General features: G+C 40.4%; 23 protein-coding genes. 18 read left to right on the top strand and 5 right to left on the bottom strand.

What is annotated here, in order from left to right; translation table 11 throughout:
• Window positions 1-7 precede the first annotated feature (7 nt).
• The 3 genes from QUE03_RS08215 (at window position 8) to QUE03_RS08205 (ending at window position 2,486) form a co-directional block, all read left to right on the top strand.
• On the top strand, window positions 8-496 hold the full coding sequence (locus QUE03_RS08215; protein WP_350227415.1) for a VOC family protein: 489 nt from the start codon (window positions 8-10) through the stop codon (window positions 494-496).
• Window positions 497-607: 111 nt separating this feature from the next.
• Complete coding sequence (locus QUE03_RS08210; RefSeq protein ID WP_286266965.1) at window positions 608-1,831, top strand: alpha/beta hydrolase; 1,224 nt, start codon at window positions 608-610, stop codon at window positions 1,829-1,831.
• A gap of 151 nt (window positions 1,832-1,982) precedes the next feature.
• The gene (locus tag QUE03_RS08205) at window positions 1,983-2,486 is read left to right on the top strand and encodes a GNAT family N-acetyltransferase (RefSeq protein ID WP_286266963.1); all 504 of its coding nucleotides are present in this window, start codon (window positions 1,983-1,985) and stop codon (window positions 2,484-2,486) included.
• 219 nt (window positions 2,487-2,705) lie between these two features.
• Here QUE03_RS08205 and QUE03_RS08200 read toward each other — a convergent pair whose 3' ends face one another.
• The gene (locus QUE03_RS08200; RefSeq protein WP_286266961.1) at window positions 2,706-4,475 is read right to left on the bottom strand and encodes a YfiR/HmsC family protein; all 1,770 of its coding nucleotides are present in this window, start codon (window positions 4,473-4,475) and stop codon (window positions 2,706-2,708) included.
• A 167-nt stretch (window positions 4,476-4,642) separates the two neighbouring features.
• Here QUE03_RS08200 and QUE03_RS08195 point away from each other — a divergent pair, with 167 nt between their 5' ends.
• The 11 genes from QUE03_RS08195 to QUE03_RS08145 all read left to right on the top strand — a co-directional run bounded on the left by QUE03_RS08195 (window position 4,643) and on the right by QUE03_RS08145 (window position 10,099).
• Window positions 4,643-5,428, top strand: a complete 786-nt coding sequence (locus QUE03_RS08195) for a helix-turn-helix transcriptional regulator (RefSeq protein WP_286266959.1) — start codon at window positions 4,643-4,645, stop codon at window positions 5,426-5,428.
• Between the two features lie 165 nt (window positions 5,429-5,593).
• Window positions 5,594-5,773 carry a hypothetical protein gene (locus tag QUE03_RS08190; RefSeq protein WP_286266957.1) on the top strand — a complete coding sequence of 60 codons (180 nt, stop codon included), beginning with the start codon at window positions 5,594-5,596 and terminating at the stop codon, window positions 5,771-5,773.
• A gap of 31 nt (window positions 5,774-5,804) precedes the next feature.
• Window positions 5,805-6,524 carry a transglutaminase-like domain-containing protein gene (locus tag QUE03_RS08185; RefSeq protein WP_286266955.1) on the top strand — a complete coding sequence of 240 codons (720 nt, stop codon included), beginning with the start codon at window positions 5,805-5,807 and terminating at the stop codon, window positions 6,522-6,524.
• An 80-nt stretch (window positions 6,525-6,604) separates the two neighbouring features.
• A complete protein-coding gene (locus tag QUE03_RS08180) occupies window positions 6,605-7,063 on the top strand; it encodes a GNAT family N-acetyltransferase (RefSeq protein ID WP_286266953.1) in 459 nt (152 codons plus the stop codon).
• Window positions 7,064-7,112: 49 nt separating this feature from the next.
• Window positions 7,113-7,526, top strand: a complete 414-nt coding sequence (locus QUE03_RS08175) for a GNAT family N-acetyltransferase (protein ID WP_286266951.1) — start codon at window positions 7,113-7,115, stop codon at window positions 7,524-7,526.
• A 9-nt stretch (window positions 7,527-7,535) separates the two neighbouring features.
• Window positions 7,536-7,778, top strand: coding sequence for a DUF2798 domain-containing protein (locus QUE03_RS08170; RefSeq protein WP_286266948.1), 243 nt, complete (start codon window positions 7,536-7,538; stop codon window positions 7,776-7,778).
• A gap of 50 nt (window positions 7,779-7,828) precedes the next feature.
• Window positions 7,829-8,401 (top strand): dihydrofolate reductase family protein, encoded by a 573-nt coding sequence (locus tag QUE03_RS08165; RefSeq protein WP_286266946.1) that lies wholly within the window; start codon window positions 7,829-7,831, stop codon window positions 8,399-8,401.
• A gap of 47 nt (window positions 8,402-8,448) precedes the next feature.
• Window positions 8,449-8,820: a hypothetical protein gene (locus QUE03_RS08160; RefSeq protein ID WP_286266944.1), complete on the top strand. Its 372-nt coding sequence runs from the start codon at window positions 8,449-8,451 to the stop codon at window positions 8,818-8,820.
• 180 nt (window positions 8,821-9,000) lie between these two features.
• A complete protein-coding gene (locus QUE03_RS08155; RefSeq protein ID WP_286266942.1) occupies window positions 9,001-9,273 on the top strand; it encodes a hypothetical protein in 273 nt (90 codons plus the stop codon).
• A 128-nt stretch (window positions 9,274-9,401) separates the two neighbouring features.
• Window positions 9,402-9,665 carry a hypothetical protein gene (locus QUE03_RS08150; RefSeq protein ID WP_286266940.1) on the top strand — a complete coding sequence of 88 codons (264 nt, stop codon included), beginning with the start codon at window positions 9,402-9,404 and terminating at the stop codon, window positions 9,663-9,665.
• Window positions 9,666-9,733: 68 nt separating this feature from the next.
• A complete protein-coding gene (locus tag QUE03_RS08145) occupies window positions 9,734-10,099 on the top strand; it encodes a cupin domain-containing protein (RefSeq protein ID WP_286266938.1) in 366 nt (121 codons plus the stop codon).
• Window positions 10,100-10,173: 74 nt separating this feature from the next.
• On the opposite strand, the gene QUE03_RS08140 is transcribed toward QUE03_RS08145, so the two are convergent.
• Entirely contained in the window at window positions 10,174-11,346 is a 1,173-nt protein-coding gene (locus QUE03_RS08140) for a cystathionine beta-lyase (RefSeq protein ID WP_286266937.1), read from the bottom strand.
• A 183-nt stretch (window positions 11,347-11,529) separates the two neighbouring features.
• Window positions 11,530-13,953, bottom strand: coding sequence for a DNA polymerase II (locus QUE03_RS08135; RefSeq protein ID WP_286266935.1), 2,424 nt, complete (start codon window positions 13,951-13,953; stop codon window positions 11,530-11,532).
• A gap of 172 nt (window positions 13,954-14,125) precedes the next feature.
• Between QUE03_RS08135 and dinG the strand changes: the two genes are divergently transcribed.
• A complete protein-coding gene (gene dinG, locus QUE03_RS08130; protein ID WP_286266934.1) occupies window positions 14,126-16,201 on the top strand; it encodes an ATP-dependent DNA helicase DinG in 2,076 nt (691 codons plus the stop codon).
• Between the two features lie 81 nt (window positions 16,202-16,282).
• Here the strand turns inward: dinG and pdsO are convergent, their stop codons facing one another.
• Window positions 16,283-17,047: a sortase-associated OmpA-like protein PdsO gene (pdsO, locus tag QUE03_RS08125; RefSeq protein ID WP_286266933.1), complete on the bottom strand. Its 765-nt coding sequence runs from the start codon at window positions 17,045-17,047 to the stop codon at window positions 16,283-16,285.
• 201 nt (window positions 17,048-17,248) lie between these two features.
• Here pdsO and pdsR point away from each other — a divergent pair, with 201 nt between their 5' ends.
• Both pdsR and pdsS read left to right on the top strand, forming a co-directional pair.
• Window positions 17,249-17,941, top strand: a complete 693-nt coding sequence (gene pdsR / locus QUE03_RS08120) for a proteobacterial dedicated sortase system response regulator (RefSeq protein ID WP_286266930.1) — start codon at window positions 17,249-17,251, stop codon at window positions 17,939-17,941.
• A gap of 1 nt (window position 17,942) precedes the next feature.
• The gene (gene pdsS, locus QUE03_RS08115) at window positions 17,943-20,138 is read left to right on the top strand and encodes a proteobacterial dedicated sortase system histidine kinase (RefSeq protein WP_434020163.1); all 2,196 of its coding nucleotides are present in this window, start codon (window positions 17,943-17,945) and stop codon (window positions 20,136-20,138) included.
• A 12-nt stretch (window positions 20,139-20,150) separates the two neighbouring features.
• Here pdsS and queE read toward each other — a convergent pair whose 3' ends face one another.
• On the bottom strand, window positions 20,151-20,828 hold the full coding sequence (gene queE / locus QUE03_RS08110; protein WP_286266928.1) for a 7-carboxy-7-deazaguanine synthase QueE: 678 nt from the start codon (window positions 20,826-20,828) through the stop codon (window positions 20,151-20,153).
• Between the two features lie 89 nt (window positions 20,829-20,917).
• Between queE and queC the strand changes: the two genes are divergently transcribed.
• The gene (queC, locus tag QUE03_RS08105) at window positions 20,918-21,574 is read left to right on the top strand and encodes a 7-cyano-7-deazaguanine synthase QueC (RefSeq protein WP_286266927.1); all 657 of its coding nucleotides are present in this window, start codon (window positions 20,918-20,920) and stop codon (window positions 21,572-21,574) included.
• Window positions 21,575-21,616: the final 42 nt, after the last annotated feature.

The raw sequence follows: 21,616 nt of genomic DNA, 5'->3' as shown, positions 1-21,616 counted from the left end.
ATCACGCATAGGATTTCTCGGGATTGTAGTAATCCTCAGTGTTTCACTTCTTAGGTGCAAGTATCAGCCTTTCCAACCTCTTAGTGATAGAGTAAAAAAGGATTTAGGTAAAAAGGACTTATGCCACGTAGCCATAAGCTGTAACTCTATTAAGAAATCTGTATTATTTTATACAGATATATTTGGCTTCAGTGTTAATAGCGATTTAGGCTATAACAAAGGAAACATTAAACTTGATGTTGGCAATGGCACGTATATCGAATTATTTCCCTTTGCTATGTATCAGACAAAAGGTAGAGGCTGTATTGCTCACTTTGCGCTACGCGTTGACAATCTGGCTATGGCAATAGAGCACATGGAAAGTCATGGGCTTGATATTTTACGTGGACCCTTTACAGTGCGCTTTCTAGAATCCACAAAAGTGATAAACAAAGTGGCATTTTATGCGGGCCCTGACGGAGAAGAAATAGAACTCATTGAAAGCTTAAATTCATAACACGCAAGTCACAAAAAGAGAGGCGTTGGCTTTTGACTTTGAAGGCCAATCAAAAGCCGTCCTTCTAAAACTTAACGACCAAAATAATACAATAAGAAAAGGGAATAAATAATGTTTCGTTTGATGCTAATCTTATTTTTACTCACGTTTAACGTCAGTGCACAACAACCTATTATTAGCGGCTATGTTGACAGCCACCAATCAAAAATTCTCAATCAGGAACGTCGCTTTATGGTCGATGTACCTGAAAACTATCACGATAATGATCTTACCTATCCAACACTTTATGTCATTGACAGCGATTTTCAATTTCAGCATGTTTCTGCAGTAGCAAAGAATTTAGCTCGCATGGGTAAAATCCCACCAATGATTGTTGTTGGTGTCGCTAACCAAGGTAATGCTGACTATATCTATCACACCACTTGGCAGGTTGAAGGAGAGCACGACTTTGGCGGCGCTAAATCATTTCACCAGTACATAGCAACTGAATTAGTTCCTATTATTGATCAAGCATATCGCACAAACGACAATCGCATTATGTCAGGCTATTCACTAGGCGGTTTATTTACCACGTACACCATGATCCAAGCAGACACGCCTTTTAATGCCTTTTTAGCCATGAGTCCGAGTTACTGGGTAGACGACTACGCCGCTGCAGACAATATTAGCCAATACATTGGTGCACAATTAAAACAAGGCAAACAACCTGCACCATTATTTCTATCGGTTGCTAACGAGCAAGGCATGGGTGTTAAAAAGGTATTAGAAAAACTGCAGGCTTTGAATATAGAAAACTGGCCATTACAATTTAAAGCTTACCCTGATGAAAATCACTTCAGTACTTCGCTACCCGCTATTGTCGACGCACTGACTTTCCTATTCAAAGACTTCTACGAAGACGGGTACGCCTTAGCGGAACACAAAGACATTGACGATGTACTCGCGACATTTAAGCAAAAACAACAGCACTATAATGGTTTTAGAATCGAGTGGTTACAGGCCTATAAACTTGCTCGATATGTTTTTTCTTCCAAACAAATCGATAAGGTAGATGCATTGCTTGCTGCTGTAGAAAAAGACTTTCCTAGCTCTCTACTCAGTGTCACTAACTATTTAGCAAAAGGGTTCAATGCAAAAAAACGCTTTCAAGAAGCCCAAACGATATTAGACAAAGTGGCAGTACAAGGGAAAAATAATGCCCTGTGGCATCATCAATACAGCAAAGCAATGGCTGGGCTAGAACACTCTAAAAAAGCAGAACACTATCAAACAACGGCGATGCAGCTTGCAGATAAACAACAACTACCTATGTGGCAAATTTGGGAAATGAAGTAGCCCGCACTGTGGCTTAAAAACGACATTAGATTTTGCGCCGATAAAACATAATAAACACTGAATAACGGTACTGATATAGCCCTGTGCCGTTTCACATTTTCGCCAGCTAGCGCTTATTGGCTATTGATGAATTTAACTGATGGAGTTCATATTGAACGGAATCAAAACAAATAGACTGTGTATTCGCAAAATAACTCATAAAGATGCAAATGCATTATCAAAAGTATTAGCCGACCCAATCGTAATGAAATACTCAACTGTAGGGGTGCATTCGAAAGAACAAATCAAGGCGTATATTAACAACTGCCAGAAGCAATATGAGCAAAAACAGTATGGACGCTGGGCGATTTATGAATCAACTAATACAGCGTTTGTTGGCATTTGTGGCCTAAACGAAGATGAGTTAGATTCAAAAAAAATAATTCACATTAATTATCGACTGGCGATTCATCAACAAGGTAAGGGCTATGCTATTGAAACAACACGGGCTTTATTAGGTTATGCAAAAAACACATTAAAATTAAAAGCTGTGCATGCGCTCATTGAACCAGAAAATATTGGCTCTGTTAACGTGGCAAATAGAACAGGCTTTGAATTGATTAAGTCGTCAAATTTCCGTGGTTTCAAAATTGATGTTTACCAAGTGACGTTTTAAAGGTTATATGATTTTTTATTGCTGTAGAGCAAATATTAAAGCGAAGACACATCGAAATCTTGGATAGCCACTCTAGGTATTATTGCTGAGTCTTGGCATTACACTGCTGGAGACTGTGATAGTTGCGGTGAGGGTGGTTACGATTAAGTCAGTTTTTCTGGACTTAAACAACCCTAAACTCAACAATTGAACTTAGGGTTGTTGATATAGCCAAGGAATTTATGGCAAGGTAATTGTTACCTTAGTGCCCTTTCCTTCCTCACTTTCAATCTCAATATTGCCTGATAATTTTTCTTTGATCAGTTCATAACTAGTGCTCATACCTGCACCAACGTATCCACGGTCACTTGCAGTAGTAAAAAATGGTGTAAACACTTGAGCCAACACCTCTTTACTCATCCCTTTACCGTCATCAGCCACGGTAATTTTAGCACCGCCTTTCACTCCTTTTTCAACGTTTAACGTTAATTTACCATGGCCTTTATTGTCAAAACCGTGCTTCAACGCATTATTAACCACACTCATTAATACCAGTGCAATATAGCTAGGTACTGATCTAATCGTTAAAGCATTTTCGCCAGTATAATTATATGCAGTGCTGCTTTGCTCAAACTCAAATTGATAAAGCATCATCATTTTTTGAATGTATGCAATTAAATCAAATTGCTGAACGTCAGTGTCGTCTTGGTCTGCGGCGATGGTATTAAAATTATCTAATAGGGTTACAGCAGACTTAAGCGAGCTAGCTTTAGCACTATCACCACTTGACTCTAATTGCTCATGCAACTCATCTAACGACACGTTAACCGCATACGTTACGTCCGTAGCAATGTAACCAATGGCCGCTAAGTTTTCTGATTTAACTAATTGATTTTCTCTGACTGACAACAGTGAAGGTTGCGTTTCATCCTTGTTTGCCTTTTTTCGCATGGCAAATACAGCAAATAGAGACGCTAAAGCAATAACGACACAGACATAAAACAAGAGTTGAAAAATACTAAGGCTTTTATTTTCATCGGTCATTGCTTTTAGTTTCGCCGCGTTGTTGTTCACTATTTGTTTTTGTTTGCTCAACTCGTCGGTAAGCTCCATAAGCGTTTGTTCTTGCTCTTTAACTTTTTCTTCAGCCGCTAGCTGTAAATCACCTTTGCTCATGCTTAGTTGAGATTCTTGACCCTCAAGCCGCTCTTCCAAACGTTGTAGTGTTTCATCTTTAGTTTTGATGTCTTCACTTTGCTTTTCGATTTTCTGCTGTACTGCCTTTAAACGCTCAGACTCTTTCTGCAATGCTAAAGATTGCTGCTTTGACTTTTCAGTAGTTATTTTCAATTTTTCATTGAGTTGAGCCACTGACGCCTTTTGTTTAGCTAATTCGTTTTGCAGTGCTAACAACTGCTTTGCTTGCTTGTTCTTTTTCAAAAAGGTAGGACTAACCGACAATACATCATCATTATTTGAGGTGAAAAGTGACAGCTCTGGCAAAGTCAGATTGCCCTTAGCAATATTGTCTTCAATAACGCTAAAGCCAATTTTAGTTGTTTTTTCGTTGTAAGAAAGATCAATCATGGTTTTTGAAACGTCTTTAATACCTTCGGTTACCACTAGCACATTTGAATCATTAGTGATTTTATTCGTTAGTTTTAACGCTCTTCGTTTATTGGGTGAAGACACATATAAAATACGAACATCTTTCGCTTCATTAGAGGTTTTAACCAAGCGTACAGATATGTCTTTTCCCTTTACGCCTTTATTAGCAAAGAATTCACTAAAGTATTGATATTTTTCAACGTCGTCATAAACACCAATGACAAACTGAGGTTGTACGGCTTCAGCGGACCAAATAATGTACTTAGCGAACTTACTCACCAATACGGCTTTTTCATAATCAATGGCACTAGATTGTGCCCAAGTTTGACCACCAACAACCAAGGCTACACTGACAACGAACATCACAAAGCGAGACTTTAATTGCGCAAACTTCCCTTTCATAACAATCCTCTTACAACATTTTAACAACACATTTGGTTACATATTACGTTTTACACTCTTTAAATCAATCTATTTATTAATGCGTTAGCTAGTTGTTCTCAGCTCAAGTTCTTTTCGTCAGTGCCCTTTGCACAAATTTTAGCGAAGCTAGCCAACATGAATGACTTATGACAACATATATGCTTGATTGGGGTAAAATGGAGGGAATGGTGATTAAACCAACGGTTTGGGTTCAGCCAGGGGTGGTGATTATTTACGGCTCAAGCCTCGATGCGGCGCCGCACAATCACCATGCAATACAAGTGATTTGGCCCAATAACGACGCTTTGTGTAAGTTAAATAGCAAAGCCACTTCAACGCTCACTATAATAGACTCAAACGTAGAGCATCAATTACAACTGTCTGCTGGTTGGATTTTGCTGGTGGAGCCTATGTGTGAACTAGGGCAAGCCTTAACAAGTAAATTAGCAGGACAATCCGTTAGCCGAATTCCACTAACTAACCATACCGAATTAGTGCCGACTAAAATCAGTGATGTAGCAATACAGTTAGCCCCTTTATTTGATGCCTTATCATTGCAGCATTCAATATTTGCTCTTAAAACTACGGTGCAAGATAAGAGAGTACAGGAGCTAATTGCCGATCTCGATCTATGCTTACAAGGTGACTGTATTAAACCAACGCATTGGCGGGCTTCAGAAGTGGCTGAGCAATTGGCTCTGTCGGAAAGTCGTTTTCTCCATTTATTTAGTCAAGAGCTTGGTATAGCTTGGCGCCCTTACTTATTATGGCGACGCATGATGTGCGCCATCCAGGCTTTAATTAACAAAAGCTCGGCAACAGAGGCCGCTCACCTTGCAGGATTTTCAGACAGTGCCCATTTAAGCCGCACGTTTAAAAAAAATTTCGGTATGACCATCAGGCAAGCCTCGTCACTTTTTGCAGCTAGATAGCGCGCAATAAATCGCTTTAACAAAAAATTCGGCTAGATTTAGCCAAAGTTAGCCAGTTTATTCAAGTTTCCTGTAAATCAATTATTTAATATTTGTACATATTGTTGGCTCTGATTGCGTATGCAGCCTGCCATAACCTTTTACGAACTCGATAAAGAAACCATTATGCAAACATTATATCGTTCATTTTTCATCTTCATTGCATTGGCAATCGTATCATCCGTTTTGGTACATGGCAGTATCGCTGAGCTATCCATATTTCATGGGCTTATTATTCATCCAATCGCGTTGTTATCCGGCCTCTCTTTGTTGTCGTTCGCCGTTAAAACCCAGCAGAAAAAATAAATATTTGACAGCTAAAATATAGGAACACTTTATGAACCAAGTATCAAATGACTTTTTACAAGCAACAAAAATTCTTGATTTTAATCACCCTAAAATTCAAACCCTCATCGAACAAAAAAAGTGGCGAGAGCTCGCTCCTTATGACGCTGTAGGGGCAATATATCATTTTGTGCGTGATGAGATATGCTTTGGCTATAGCTTTGATGATCGCTTATCCGCCAGCCAAGTCCTTAGCGACGGTTACGGACAGTGCAATACTAAAGGCACCTTATTAATGGCACTATTAAGAGCTGTTGGTATCGCGACGCGCTTTCATGGTTTTACTATATACAACGAATTACAACGTGGCGCTATTCCACATTACCTTATCTTTTTTGCTCCCAAACGCATCATTCACAGTTGGGTTGAAGTCTACCTCGACTATCGCTGGATAAATCTTGAAGGTTATATCATCGACAAGCCCTTTTTAACCCAAGTACAAAGTAGCTTTGCCGACCAATGTCAGCAGTTCTCAGGCTATGGCATTGCCACTAAATGTTTAGCCACACCAGATATAGACTGGCAAGGAAAAGACACCTACATTCAAAGCGAAGGCATCGCGGATGATTTTGGTGTGTACACACAACCCGACGGGTTTTACGAGACTCATGGCAGCAATTTATCAGGTGTTAAAAAACTTCTATTTCGCTATGTGCTTCGACACTTAATGAACAGGAATGTTAACAATATTCGTGCAAATGGCATTAGCTAAAACCAATCGAACTTAGTTTTTTAATCGTTCAAAGTGATACAATTAGTTGAACTGCTATTTGATGGAATAATACATAAAAGATGATCAGCACTAGACCTGCAATGTTAAGTGATATCGACACCCTGCTCGACTTTGAACAAGGCGTAATAGCCGCAGAACGCCCGTTTGATGTCAGCATCAAACCAGATCATGTCACATACTACAACCTTGAAAAACTGATCACTGGCGATGATTCCTTGTTATTAGTTGCGGAGGAAAACGGTATATTGGTTGGCTCTGGTTATGCCCTGATCATGAACTCAAAGCCATTTGAAATACATGCGAAATTTTCATACCTTGGTTTCATGTTTGTTGACCCAAACCACCGCAGAAAAGGCATCAATAAATTAATCATAGATGACCTAATTGAATGGAGTAAAAGCAAAGGAATGGTTGAAATTCGTTTAGACGTGTTTGACAAAAACGAGCCGGCGGTACGCGCCTATGAAAAAATAGGCTTCAGCAAGACCTTAGTTAAAATGCGCATGGATATTAAGTAATAAAGCAAAAAGTTTAAACATCAATCTACAAACAATAAAAGAACACTGCATGAACATAGAAATACTCGATAACCCTGACCAAGCATTGATTGACTTTCTCGATGGGAAGATCGCCGAATTTAACTGGGCTAATTGGGAAGTCAGCGAACGATTACCTCTGGCGGTACAAATAAGGAATGACCTAGGAGATGTGGTTGCAGGCGCCTATGCACGTACATTCGGCAATTGGTTGTTGTTAAGTACCTTATGGGTCAGTAGCGAGCTACGCGGTAAAGACAAGGGTAGCGAAGTGTTACAAGCTATTGAACAAGCAGGAAAAGAAAGAGGTTGTAAAAAATGCCTACTCGATACACTAAACTTTCAAGCCATGCCGTTTTATCTAAAACACGGCTACGTGACCCAATGGGTGCAAGAAAATTACCCAGAGACCGGTTGTAAATATTTTATGGTCAAAGAGCTTTAAGGAGACTTCGTGATACCTCAAAAGTATACTAAACTTGTTTTTTCATTTTTCATGGCACTCATGATGTCATGCATCATGTCATTGGTGGTGACCACGTTTAACATTGGTCTAGTTGACGGATTATTTCAGGCGTGGCTTAAATCGTGGGGATTTGCCTTTATCGTTGCCTTTCCAACCATAAATGTCGTCGCCCCTATAGTGCAAAAGCTGGTGCAACTTGTCATTAAAAATCAGCCATCATCACCGAGATAGTAGTAAAATAAGTCACTATTTTTTTTCTTCCATCACTAGAGGATGCACTTATGAAATACTCCGTATTTATCGCCACCAGCGTTGATGGTTTTATCGCCCGCGAAGACGGCAGTATTGACTGGCTAGACAACGCAGGCAATAAAGATGCAGACATGGGCGAGCATGCCGATATGGGTTTTAACGCTTTCATCAAAAGCGTTGATTGCATGATCATGGGTCGCAACACCATGGAAATTTTATCTCAATTCAACCTATCACCAGATCAATGGCCTTATGGCGACCTCCCTATTTTCGTGTTAAGTCGAACATTAAAAACGTTGCCTGAAAATGTCACCAGCAAAATGACTTTATGGTCAGGTGGTATTGAAGATTTAATTGCCAAGCTCAACAACGAGAACTTTCAGCATGGCTATATTGATGGCGGCCAAACGATTCAAAGCTTTATTGATTTAAGATTAGTCAATCAACTTGTTCTGACGCGCGCTCCTATATTATTGGGCAAAGGCATTCCATTATTCACTGGCAATGAAGAAACAACTCAAGACATCAAACTAGAGCACGCCTCAGCCATTGCTTACCCTAATAATTTTGTGCAGGAAAGATACAAAGTACGCTACGATTAAGTCATCAACACAATTAAAACTGCAATAAATTCAAAGGCAGAACCACAATGCAAAAGTCCATTTCAGCCTTACTGGTGATTGTTGCAATTATTCACTTAATACCATTAACTGGTGTACTCGGCGCTGAACAACTTAGTTCGCTTTATGATATAAACCTAGCCGATCCAAACCTTATTATTTTGATGCGCCACCGCGCAATATTGTTTGGATTACTAGGCGCATTTATTTTGTATGCTGCATTTATAAAACAGCTGCAGCCCCTTGCAATAACGGCGGGTTACATTAGCGTTATTTCATTTCTAAGTATTACCCTTTTAAACGAGAGTGTTAATGAAGCGATAAATAGAGTCATTATTGCCGATATAATTGCATTGGTTTGTTTGGTGATAGCGACGGGGTTCTCGATAAAACAAAAATGATCGTTTAATCTTCCAAAATTGCAACACTCCATTACCACTTTGCAACAGCTCTGCTTCCAAACCGTGACAATTAACCACTTGTTTTTATTGTTATTTATGTTAGGTTACTGGCTATTCATTCAGGTGTTAGATTGGCGGCGCCTTGATTTGTCTATTAATAAAATATACAAGGACAGTGTTGTGCACCAGTACAGTGATATATATGGCGATTCCAATATCGTAGGCTATCAAGTAGACGAAACGTCATTAACTGTTTGGTTTAAAGACGTAGTAACTCCCTATATTTACAGTTATATGTCAGCAGGTGCAGAGCATATCGAGGTGATGAAAATCTTGGCTGCTTCAGGTCGTGGGCTGAACGACTATATTAATAATAATGTTCGGTTCAAGTACGTAAGGCAAGCCAAGGATACCGCGGACTATCTCATTTTTTTCAACAAACATTTTACTTGATTCCCCCTCAACTGTTTCGCATTATAGTCAGTCAAATTTCAGACGCTTTAGCTGCCTTGTATTACATGCTTTACATATAATTCAATAATGTCTAATTTCATCACCTTATTATTCGAGTGTTAGATAAAATGAATAAAAACTCAATTTCTCAATTTATCGGCGTGATTGTTAGCATCATCGTCATATTGGTCCTCAACAAATTTACTATTGTGGATAACTGCTTAGATCATGGTGGCCAATTTAATTATCAAACTGGAAAGTGTATCTTAGCTAATAGCGAAATCTATACTGCCGAGTACACAAACTATTTAATCGCTTTGTATTTTCTGATGGGCATACTGGTTGCTTATGTAACATCTAAATTTATCAGAAAAGCATTAAGCAAAAACTAGCTAACCACATTAATTAATAACAACATTAGTCTTAACCGCGAAGCAAAGTCACTATAGGATTGTCATCGATGAAGAAAATTAACATTAGCGAAAAATTCGATTTATTTAGTGAGCTTTGGACACCCAAAGTGATTGCTGAGTCTAACGGACAGTTAGTCAAAATAGCCAAAGGCGAAGGTGAGCTAGTTTGGCACAAACATGATAATGAAGATGAACTCTTCATTGTATTTAAAGGGCAGCTAACTTTGCAGTTAAGAAGTGAAGATATCGTACTTAATGCTGGTGAAATGTACGTTGTACCTAAAGGGGTTGAGCATTGCCCTAAAGCCACACCGGATACTCACTTTATGATGGTTGAACCTTCATCAACGGCACATACAGGTGACACCAACAGTGAACTCACTGTCTCATCAGATAAACAAGCTTGGATTTGATTAAGTTTAAATAAATTTACACAAAAAGCCCTCGACAGAGGGCTTTTTTAATTCACAAATCATAAATGGGGTGGTTAAAGTAAAGCGTTTAACCGCTCAAAACCACGTTCTAAGTCCGCAATCAAATCATCCACGTCTTCTAGGCCAATGTGCAAACGAATTAGTGCTGCTTTGTATGGCCATGTGGTCGCGCTCCGCAATGCATTTACGTTTTGTACAGCAAGAATTAAACTCTCAAAGCCGCCCCAAGAATAGCCCATTTTAAAATGTTCCATACCGTCGAGTAATGAAGTAATAGCATCATTATTACTTGCTTTTAATACAAACGAGAACAGGCCGTTTGAACCAGTAAAGTCACGTTTAAAAAACGCATGACCTGGACACGATTCGAATGCAGGGTGCAATAATGTTTCTACTTCATCACGCCCTTGTAGCCATGTAGCAACTTTAATGGCATTTTTCTCATGCTGAGCCATACGAACGCCTAACGTACGTAAACCACGTGCCGCTAAATACAAATCATCCGGTGAAGTACACTGCCCCATGATGTAACTGTTTTCACGTAGAGTTGGCCAGTATTTTTCTGTGGCAGTTGCCGTGCCGAGCATCACGTCTGAGTGGCCAACCACATACTTAGTTGCCGCTTGAATTGACACATCAACGCCTAGTTCAAACGGTTGGCAGTTGATCGGCGACGCCCATGTGTTATCGAGCATGACGATACAATCATGCTGGTGCGCTACCTTTGCAATACTTGGAATATCTTGCACTTCCATGGTGATAGAGCCCGGTGACTCTAAAAACACGATACGCGTATTATCTTGAATTAACGCTTCAATTCCTGCGCCAATAAGTGGATCATAGTAAGTGGTTTCAACACCTAATTTTTTCAGCATTTTATTGCAAAAATCACGCGTTGGCTCGTAAGCCGTATCAACCATTAAAATATGATCGCCTGATTCAACAAACGACAATACTGCATTGGTTATCGCAGCAGTACCTGATGGGTAAAGCGCACAGCCTGCGCCTCCTTCTAACGACGTCATCGCTTCGCTAAACGCAAATGAAGTACTGGTGCCACGACGACCATAGAACATGACTTGATTGGTTTTGTTCTTAGTCGCGTGTTTCATCTCTTCAACAGAATTAAATACGACCGTTGACGCGCGCGTTACCGGTGGATTGACCACATTACTTGCCCACTTTTTGCCGCGCCCTGCATTGATAATTTGCGTTTGTTTTTTCATTTTAAAATCACTTGCCTTTGAAACGTCGTTCAAAACTAATTTAGCTATCTAGCCATCTATAATTTATTTATACAGGTTATGTGATTAGGCTACAAGTAGTGAATTGTTATAAAGAATAAAAAATGAATATAGGTCAAACTGTTAGTAGAGCCTAAAAAGCGCGGTGCGCTTGTATTATTTTACCTAAAACAAGCCAAGTTGTTGGCTGGTAATATCATCAAAATCTTCATTGATAAACGGCAGAATATCATCAGCGATGGGCTTTATTTGTTTCTCGATATAGTAATCATAATCAAGCGATGAGCTGATAAGGTCGACAGGGACAACACCGGTTACCGAAATTACATACTCTATTTTACTTCCTCTTTTGTATTTGATTTTTTGCCCTTTTTCTTGCGCTACTTCATTCCCTAATTTGGCCGCTTTTATATGGGGTGGCGTATTGGCATAGTCTTCTAACTTACGCCGCAACTTTTTACGATAAACAAGAGCCTTATCATGCTTACCAGCCCTAATATCGTCTACCAATACCTGAATGTATTGTTTGACGGGAATATCTTCGAATACTCTTCTGTAAAGCTCCTGTTGGAATACTTTGCTGATATCCGTCCAGTCACTTCTGACAGTCTCTAGCCCTTTAAATTTAAGTTTGCCGTCTACCATGCCTGCATAGCGTTTCTTAGTGCCTATATTATTTAGCTCTTTAGCAGCCCCCTGCCCGCGAATGGTCGGCATAAAGAACTTACTGAAATGTGTTTCAAATTCTATTTCAAGCTGGCTTACCACCTGATGTTCATTCTCAATAATGGCAGACCATTTGTCGTTGATGTACGAGGCTAAATCTTTGCCTAAAAGCTGGCACGACGCAGGGCTTTGCTCATTCCCTACAAAGACAAAAATGGAGTCGGTGTCACCGTAAATCACCTGATGCCCCAAATCCTCAATCCACTCTTTGGTGGTTTTTAAGATGCTATGGCTTCGTTTGGTAATTGAGCCAGAGAGCCTTGGGTCGAAGAAGCGACAACCGGTCGACCCCAACACCCCGTAAAACGAGTTCATGATAATTTTTATTGCTTGCGAGAGCGCCGCATCTTGATCTGCTTTGGCTTTGTCACGCTCTTGCCACAACTCAGTAATAATGTCCGGCAGAAAGTTTTTGTCTCGAGAAAACAATGCCCCGTCATAACCCACAATGGCATTGTCAGGTGATTTAAGCCCTTCAATAAGTCCCATCGGATCGATTTGAAAGGTACGAATAATTGATGGGTATAGGCTTTTAAAATCCAGTACTAATACATTGTTGTATAGCCCAGGAATGGAGTCCATCACATGACCGCCGGGCGAGACTAAATCAGACTTCCCATCCCCTAAATTAGGCGCTATGTAACCTGCACGATGCAATTTAGGTAAATATAAATTAGTGAACGCTGCAACCGAACCACCGACTCTATCAAGTGATAACCCGGTTAATGAAGCACGCAATTTAGAAAAAGAGAGTAAATGTGTTTTTTCAAAAATTTGCCAAACCAGAACGCAGTCTTCTAAATTGTAGGCAGCTAACGCTTGTTTGTTATAGTTAAAGTTATCAATAATTTCAGCAAGACGGTTGTCTACATCAGTAACTTTTTTACTTTTACCAAGCAACTCATTAGAAACATTTTCCAGTGAAAAGCTGCTAAAACTATAAGTCGCAGTTTTCAGCACATCAATGCCATCAAGAATAACGCGCCCAGCAATTTCTATGAATTTTTGATCGCTGGTTTTAAGTTGTCGCCAATGCGGTGTAGAGCCATCACGGCCAATTCGAAACGGGATTTGATGTAGCTCACAACGCTTCTGTAGTAAATTAAAATCAAAATTAATTACGTTCCAGCCGATTATAATGTCGGGATCGTATTCATTAAGCCAAACAATAAAACCTTTCAGTAACTCAATTTCGTCATCAACCCATTGAATGTAAGACTCAGAGTCAGGCTCAGGCTCGCCAATCATCAGTACAAGTTGGCAATCGTCACTATATGCGCCAATTGAATAAAGCTCGCCTTGCGGCGAACACTCAATATCAATGGAAATCATAGTTAAGCTAGGATCATACTCGTCCGTTTTGCACCGTACCCGTTTATAGCTAGGGTATTGTTTACTGTGGCGCGATTGAGTTTGGTTTGATTGGGGGTGGCTAAAAGACAGTTGGTCACTGGGTGTAAAAGACAATGACGAGGTAATAAAACGCTCCATCATGTAACGTTCTTCGGGGCGAATATCGTCCTCGTAACACTTAATTGAATGCTGCTTTAAGATTTCACGGGCAAAATAAAAATCCTTTAACAAGTCAAAATAAAAGGCAGTAACCGGTTGTTGATTAAAGGTTTTAAGGGGTAAATCATTTTTTTTACTCAGTCTGATTTGGTTTTCATTAAGTAAATTAACGCTTTGCTGTGCATGTTGTGTTTCAACAAAGAATATCGCTTTCTCGCCAATTACTTTGACTTGAGTGGGTCCCGCTTGAGTTTTCAGCCAATAGGTTAACTCTAACCCTTGGCGCGTATCCATGGCACGTCTTGTTAGGACAAAACCTTGTTGTTCATTATTGCTGATCGATGTTGGCATCTGAGTTTTAGCGATTACTATTTTGAAAAAACAACATAAAGAAGTCGCAACTTCACTTGGAAAACTGGTAATATATACAGCAGTGTAATTGATTCTCGACGACTTTGAAATATAAGCGTATTAAAATCACTTCATTTCTTCAAAAGACACAGTAAAGGAAAGCCAGCGCTTTATGCTAAGTGACAACATTAAAGATACCATTAGACAAGCGTATAAAAATATTGGCCAAGAATTAGAAAACTTTACTCCTCGAAAACAACAAACCTTTCTTATTGCCGAGATCGCTAAAACCTTAGCTGGTGAATACGACAAGTCACGAAAAATCATCACAATAGAGGCTGGAACAGGTACAGGTAAGTCTCTGGCCTATGCGTTGGGCAGTATTCCTCTAGCCAAAGCGCGTAAGAAAAAAGTTTGTATTGCCACGGCTACCGTCGCACTGCAAGAACAGCTAGTTGATAAAGATCTCCCCTTTTTAAAGAAGTTTGGCGGCGTGGATTTTAGTTTTACGTTGGTTAAAGGCAGACAACGCTATGTTTGTGCGCAAAAGCTTTCACAAGCGGTCAGTGATGACGATAATCCGCAAGTCGGATTCACCTTCGCTGAAAGACCGTCGCTTAGTGATTTAAACAACTTAAAAGCCATGCACAAGGCGCTAAAAGATAACAGCTGGCAAGGTGACATAGATTCATGGAAAGAGCCAATCGCTCCACAGTTATGGCATCAAATTCAGTCAGACAAACACAGCTGTTTAAAGCATTTAAGTGAGCATACTCACTGCCCTTTTCATAAAGCGCGAGAAACCACTGAACTATCAGACGTTCTGGTCATCAACCACAGTTTATTACTGGCTGATCTAAGCTTAGGTGGTGGTAAAATACTGCCCGATCCTGAAGAGTGTTTCTTCGTCATTGACGAGGCGCACCACTTACCCAAAGTGGCGCGCGATCACGCCAGCGCCAGCGTAACCGTGAAAGGCGCGCTTGATTGGGCAGCTAAGTTACAAGAAACCTCAGATAAAATGGCGCGCTTGATCAAATCGCAAAGTGCCATTTCACCGTCATTGAAAATTGCTGATGATGCTCAAGACTTAATCGTTGAGCTCACTAAGGTCAAAGGCTTTATTGAGACAAACGCCGCAGTGTATTTTGACAAGGAAGCCTTGTATCGTTTTGAAAACGGGTTAATACCCAGCACGCTAAAGCATTGGGCAGCAGATATTAGTGATATCAGTAAAAAGCTAATCAGCCAAACGATAAAGCTATACAATTTGCTGATGGACGCCGTGAAAGAAAATGAGGTACAACTTTATTTAGCCGAGCCGCTATTAGGCGAGTCCGGTTTTATGATTAATCGCTTGGAAAATTTGCAAGCATTGTGGCAAATGTATGCCCACACCGACTCAGAAAAAGGTGCACCGCTAGCGCGTTGGATTGAAAAAACGGAAGGTAAAAAACAAGATTATGTGCTAAGCGCTTCCCCATTAGAAGTCGGCTTTACCTTAGAAGACGGCTTATGGTCTAAATGCGAAGGCGCAGTATTGTGCTCTGCTACCGTTCGGGCGTTAAATTCATTTGATCACTTTAGAATTCAAGCCGGCTTGTCGAAAAATGACGGTAGCCAATATCAATTTGTCGCCTCGCCGTTTGATTATCAAAGCAATGCTACCTTGGTGATCCCGACCATGAAGTGTGAACCTAGCAGTGATAAATTCCCTGAAGAAGTGATTGAAAAACTGCCTGCGCTGATGCCCGAAAACGAAGCCTCATTGGTGTTGTTCTCATCCTATTGGCAAATGGAACGCACCGCAGAAGCACTGCGTAAGAAAGGCCACAAAATATTAGTGCAAGGCGAACAGTCACGACAATCAATTATAAAGCGCCACAAAGTTCTGTGTGATAAAAACGCAACCAGCATCGTTTTTGGCACTCAAAGTTTTTCAGAAGGATTAGATTTGCCCGGTAAATACTTAACTAATTTGGTGATCGCTAAATTGCCATTTTCTGTTCCTACCTCCCCTGTTGAAGAAGCACACGCAGAGCACATCACCAATAAAGGTGGCAACCCGTTTATGCAAATTGCAGTGCCAGAGACATCAAAAAAATTAATTCAAGCCTGTGGGCGTTTACTGCGTAATGAAAAAGACACAGGTACCATTTCAATATTAGACAGGCGTTTGGTCAGTAAACGTTACGGGCAAGATTTACTCAATTCGTTACCGCCGTTTAAGCGAAAAGTAGAGTACTAGTTAAGAATCAAGACAAAAATGAGCCCTATTGCAGGGCTCTGTTGCGTTGGTTGGTGCTAGGCTTTGAGTTAACGTTTTAGCCTAGTAGTTTTTAGCAACTTGGGAAGGTTGCTGGTGAAGCTTTATCATTACGCGACGGTCGTAAAAGCTTGATTCTTGTTGCGCATTAGCAACAACGGGAGCACTGTCACCAAAAGCAAAAGTGTTAATTCGTTGGCCGTCTATACCTAGTTCAGCCAATTTAGTTTTGACCGAATCAGCCCGTTTAGACGACAATGCTAAATTAGTATCACTATCTCCTAACAAGTCGGTATAGCCAGATAGGTCAACGGTGATTTCAGGTGATTGCTTCAGTAGTTCCGCCAATGCGACAAGTTGTGGTTGGTAGTATTTAGGTACTTGGGCTGAGCCCGTCTTAAACTGCAGGCTCATTAATAAATTTTCAGCCTGTAATTGTGACAACGCATATTGATTTGAGTTTTCTTGTTTTTGCTCTAATGCAATTAACTCCCGTTGGTGGTTTTGCTCTGCGTTTTCTAATTGAAGACGAAGCGCGGCGACTTGTTGCTCAAACTCCATTTCGCTTAATTCTTGGTTAGCTTGTAATTGGTTAATTTCATCTTCTGAATTCATGGTCTTAGCAATTAAGTTACCTGCAATACCAGTAATAAAGGCGCCCGCTGGCCCCCCAAAGATGGCACCGACTAAGGCACCGGTTCCAAAACCAATTTCTTCTTTAGTAACTGGGTCCATTTTGTCATCAGCTTGTGATGAATTTGCGTAGACAGATAATGGTGACGTGGCTAGTGTGGCGATGATAGCTGTGGCGATAAGTTGTTTTTTCATGTTGTATTCCCTCAAGGCGATTAAATTAATTTGTTATCTTTTCGATAAGCCTATTAAACACAATAATTTAGGCGCTTTTTGGACAAGAAAATGGCAATGTGAAGTTCAAATGTGGCATAAATATGGCAATTTCATTTAATCACTTCGTATTTGAAACAAAATAGATATACTCGTTGGCATGAGTAGTATGAAGAGCTAATTATGAGCAAGAGAATAGCAATTGTAGAAGACGAAGCAGCCATTAGAGAGAACTATGCTGATGTACTGCGTCGTCAAGGTTATCAGGTGCAAACATTTGAAAACAAGGAAACCGCAATGAACGCCTTTGGCGTAAGGCTGCCTCATTTAGCTATTTTAGATATCGGTTTAAGTGATGCCTACGATGGCGGCTTCGAACTATGTCAATGGCTCAGAGATCAATCTAAAACCCTACCCATTATATTTCTTACTGCCAGAGATAATGATGTTGACACAGTATCAGGCCTACGTATGGGCGCTGATGATTACTTAACCAAAGACATTAGCCTGCCCCATTTAACTGCACGAATAGCCGCTCTTTTTAGGCGTCAAGAAGCATTAGTACAACCCGCCGAGCAAGAACAGTTGCTCAATGTAGGTAAGCTAACCATAGATAGCCAACGTATGATTGTGCATTGGAATGAAAAGCACGTTGATTTAACCGTAACAGAATTTTGGATGATCCACGCCTTGGCAAAGCATGCAGGTCATGTTAAAAACCGCGCACAGTTAATGCAGGACTCTAAAATATTCGTTGATGATTCAACCATTACATCGCACGTGAAACGCATTCGGAAAAAATTCATCAAAGTAGATGAGCAATTTGATTGTATCGAAACCGTTTATGGTATGGGCTACCGATGGAATACACATTAATTTGGTGAACATTAGAATAGGCTTGCGCACTAAGCTGTTACTACTATCTTCGTTTCTTTTTTCCATCCCTTGGCTGGGTTATCAATATGTATGGGAGATGGAGAAATACTTGCGCTTTGGCCAAGAGCAAACACTCGTTGGTACTGCAAGAGCTCTAGCAACAGCATTGCACGAGCGTCCTAACCTATTTAATAATCAAGCCAGCTTTTTACCTAATGTAGAAAAAGGCAAAGACCTCTACGGTTTCGAATTTAAGCGCCCATTACAGCTTGACGGTAAGCCCGATGATTGGCCGGAATTCATCGAACGAGCACATTTGTATGACGTTAAAAATACAATCGCATCTTATAGCGTGGTTCCCCATTCATTAAGCTTTACTGGTGCCGTAGGTAAGTTTGACAAATATTTGTACTTATTCTTTCAAGTTAATGACAATCAAAGCATTTTTCGCGGCAAAAATACCCGTTCAATTTTCAAAAATGACCACTTAACGCTCAGCTTAACTGACAACGACAATGTCTTTCATCAATACGTAATCAGTAATAAGCAGCCTGGCTGGCTTGATGCTTTTCGAATGACAAACATAGCAAATAATATTCCGGAGGCAACGCCACAAATTCAAGGAACATGGCAGCTTACGCCACACGGCTACAATATTGAGATGCGTCTGCCACTTTCCATGCTCGGTGATAAAATTGCTTTTAGCCTCAGTGATGTTGACCATGAAAATGGTGACATTGAGTCCATTACTGGCTCTGCTGATACCAATGATGTTGACGCACTCGGTACCATTGTTGTGCCTTCACCAGAAATTGAACGTATTGTTAAAGGCATGAGCTATACCTACTCTAGTATTTGGGTGGTTGACCAACACCAGCGTGTACTAGCCAGTGCAGGCGACTTACAACAAGCCAGTGGCGTATGGCGTAACACCAGTATTAGTGATAAAAACGAAAGCTTCTTGAGCAAGCTTGAACGAGACTACCTACACCCTATTTATTATAAATTTTTGACTAGGCCACCTAAGGCATTTGTAGATAAACTTTATGATCGTAGTAATTTAACGGGCAAGCATATTGAAACAGCGTTAAACGGAACAGCGGACTCTCAGTGGCGGTTGACTACCGATCAACAAGCATTGGTGCTGTCTGCCGCCTACCCTATTTTCATCGAAGACGACGTGATGGGTGCGGTGATTGTTGAAGAAACCACTAACGGTATTCGCACCCTAAGAAATCGTGCCTTGGAAAAATTATTTACCTCTATTTTGGCGATATTATCATTAGGTACTGTGGCATTTTTCTTATTCGCCTCGCGTATTTCAAATCGGATCCGAAAATTAAGAAACCAAGCAGAGCTTGCTATTGATGAACATGGTCGCATTAAGCATGACCTAGAGGAAGTTAAAGCAAACGATGAAATTGGTGATTTATCACGAAGCTTTTCAACAGCAGTCAGTCGTTTAAGCCAATATAACCATTACCTTGAAAACATGTCATCTCGGCTATCTCATGAATTACGTACCCCTATAGCGGTAGTACGTACCTCGCTCGAAAATTTGACTATGCAAAACATTGATGAGTCTGCCAAGGCCTATATTGACAGAGCACAGTCAGGGATAGAACGTTTAAATTACATTCTCACCAGCATGTCAGAAGCAACAAGAATAGAGCAGATGCTACAATCTACCGATCCTGTCGCGTTTGATCTAACCCAGGTGATTGCTGGTTGTATTGGAGGGTACCAGCAGATTCATCCTGACTTTCAATTCCAATTAACCATTGCTGAGCAGCCACAAAAAATAAATGGTTCGCCTGAACATTTCGCCCAATTGCTAGATAAAATTATCAGTAATGCAGTCGATTTTAGCGAAGATAAGAAAATCAATATTGATGTTATTCGCGTAAAAAATGACATCAGCATCAGCATTGCTAATCGAGGACAATTATTGCCTGAGCAAATGCAAGGAAAATTGTTTGATTCTATGGTATCAGTGCGAACCAATGAACAGCAACAGCAGCCTCACTTAGGATTAGGATTATTTATCGCACGTCTAATTTGTGAATATCACCATGGCACTATTACTGCCGAGAACTATAGTGAGATATCGACAGGCTTTGATGTTAATACAAAAGATACGTCAAGCCGTGAACATTCAGGGGTAAAAATAATCATACGGCTGCCTCTTCAAGATTAGTGTGATTTAGGCCTATTCTATGCCAATATATTTATGAACTTGTACCGATAAGCGCCAGTCGTTTTCTATACAGGTGCGAATGGCCAATTCTGTCGCTCGTTGCTTTTGGCTGATCGGTTGTAAATATACTTGTTTGTCTGTGACATTAAACTTGGCCAGCAAAGCTTTTAAGTCATCAACATGTTGCTCTGTGGCCACAGGATGTTTAATTTCGTTAGCTCGGGCCATCGCACTCGCCAAAATTGGATAGCCGCCCTTCATGTTCACTTTCGGTGAAACCGTCACCCAACAATTATCAGTCGTTTTTATTTCAAACGTGCCTGAAGTTTCAATTTGGCAACTAAACCCTTGCAACTCCAGTGCCTGACACAGTGGTTTGAGATCATACATGCAAGGCTCTCCACCGGTAATAACCACATGCTTAGCGTTAAATTCCTGCTTTTTAAAAAGCGTAATAATTTGTTCTGCGTTCAACTCGCTCCAGCATTCAGTCTCTTCGTTTTGCGCCAGCAAATCGTTTATTTCGATTTTTAACTCAGGTTTAACTTCCCATGTGTGTTTGGTATCACACCAAGAACAGCCAACAGGACATTCCTGCAAACGGATAAAAATGGACGGTTGCCCAGTAAAAGAGCCTTCTCCTTGGAGAGTCTCAAATAATTCATTGATTTTATAAGTGATCGACATCATTGTTCTGCTATGACCAAAGCCCTTTATTGTCAAAGGTTAGTACAGTAAAATTAACGGAATAATTGATTATACCCTAAGAGACAAACGAAATGACTGAAAAAGTTGTTGTAATATATTCTGGCGGCATGGATTCGTTCACGGTTTTAAATCGCGCATTAACCGACGGAAAGGAAGTGTATGCCCTGTCTTTTGATTACGGTCAAAAACATGTAAAAGAGTTAGAGTGCGCCGCCAGTGTTTGTAAAAAACTCAATGTTCATCATAAAATTATCGACATTACTGCAATAAATCAGCTCCTTGCCGGTTCGTCTTTAACTGATGATATCGATATCCCTGAAGGCCATTATGAAGCAGATAATATGAAATCTACCGTGGTACCTAACCGTAACATGATCTTATTATCACTTGCAGTTGGCTATGCAGTCTCTGTTCAAGCCAGCCAAGTATATTACGGCGCACATTCAGGCGATCATGCAATTTACCCTGATTGTCGTCCAGAGTTCGTCATGAAAATGAATGATGTGTGTCAGATCGCCAACTATGAGCCTATAGATATATTCAGCCCTTACTTGCACGACTCTAAAGTCGATATTTTGACCGACGGACTGAAAATGAACTTGGACTACAGCCAAACGTGGACCTGTTATAACGGGCGAGATCGGGCTTGTGGTAAATGTGGTGCATGCCAGGAAAGATTAGAAGCATTCGAGAAAAATAACGTCACTGACCCTATTGCATACGAGTAAAATATCTTTACTGATTAATCATTTATTCAATCCACGGTTTGC

Source organism: Thalassotalea atypica (assembly GCF_030295975.1).
GTDB classification, from domain to species: domain Bacteria; phylum Pseudomonadota; class Gammaproteobacteria; order Enterobacterales; family Alteromonadaceae; genus Thalassotalea_F; species Thalassotalea_F atypica.
Note: the sequence above shows the minus strand (reverse complement) of the source record. Positions and strands in the feature narration are given on the sequence as shown.

What these genes read in the sequence shown, in the direction of transcription:
- QUE03_RS08210 (WP_286266965.1), top strand. Translation starts at nt 608, where the DNA reads ATGTTTCGTTTGATGCTAATCTTATTTTTACTCACGTTTAACGTCAGT.
- QUE03_RS08200 (WP_286266961.1), bottom strand. Translation starts at nt 4,475, where the DNA reads ATGAAAGGGAAGTTTGCGCAATTAAAGTCTCGCTTTGTGATGTTCGTT.
- QUE03_RS08195 (WP_286266959.1), top strand. Translation starts at nt 4,643, where the DNA reads ATGACAACATATATGCTTGATTGGGGTAAAATGGAGGGAATGGTGATT.
- QUE03_RS08190 (WP_286266957.1), top strand. Translation starts at nt 5,594, where the DNA reads ATGCAAACATTATATCGTTCATTTTTCATCTTCATTGCATTGGCAATC.
- QUE03_RS08185 (WP_286266955.1), top strand. Translation starts at nt 5,805, where the DNA reads ATGAACCAAGTATCAAATGACTTTTTACAAGCAACAAAAATTCTTGAT.
- QUE03_RS08180 (WP_286266953.1), top strand. Translation starts at nt 6,605, where the DNA reads ATGATCAGCACTAGACCTGCAATGTTAAGTGATATCGACACCCTGCTC.
- QUE03_RS08175 (WP_286266951.1), top strand. Translation starts at nt 7,113, where the DNA reads ATGAACATAGAAATACTCGATAACCCTGACCAAGCATTGATTGACTTT.
- QUE03_RS08165 (WP_286266946.1), top strand. Translation starts at nt 7,829, where the DNA reads ATGAAATACTCCGTATTTATCGCCACCAGCGTTGATGGTTTTATCGCC.
- QUE03_RS08160 (WP_286266944.1), top strand. Translation starts at nt 8,449, where the DNA reads ATGCAAAAGTCCATTTCAGCCTTACTGGTGATTGTTGCAATTATTCAC.
- QUE03_RS08150 (WP_286266940.1), top strand. Translation starts at nt 9,402, where the DNA reads ATGAATAAAAACTCAATTTCTCAATTTATCGGCGTGATTGTTAGCATC.
- QUE03_RS08145 (WP_286266938.1), top strand. Translation starts at nt 9,734, where the DNA reads ATGAAGAAAATTAACATTAGCGAAAAATTCGATTTATTTAGTGAGCTT.
- QUE03_RS08140 (WP_286266937.1), bottom strand. Translation starts at nt 11,346, where the DNA reads ATGAAAAAACAAACGCAAATTATCAATGCAGGGCGCGGCAAAAAGTGG.
- QUE03_RS08135 (WP_286266935.1), bottom strand. Translation starts at nt 13,953, where the DNA reads ATGCCAACATCGATCAGCAATAATGAACAACAAGGTTTTGTCCTAACA.
- dinG (WP_286266934.1), top strand. Translation starts at nt 14,126, where the DNA reads ATGCTAAGTGACAACATTAAAGATACCATTAGACAAGCGTATAAAAAT.
- pdsO (WP_286266933.1), bottom strand. Translation starts at nt 17,047, where the DNA reads ATGAAAAAACAACTTATCGCCACAGCTATCATCGCCACACTAGCCACG.
- pdsR (WP_286266930.1), top strand. Translation starts at nt 17,249, where the DNA reads ATGAGCAAGAGAATAGCAATTGTAGAAGACGAAGCAGCCATTAGAGAG.
- queE (WP_286266928.1), bottom strand. Translation starts at nt 20,828, where the DNA reads ATGATGTCGATCACTTATAAAATCAATGAATTATTTGAGACTCTCCAA.
- queC (WP_286266927.1), top strand. Translation starts at nt 20,918, where the DNA reads ATGACTGAAAAAGTTGTTGTAATATATTCTGGCGGCATGGATTCGTTC.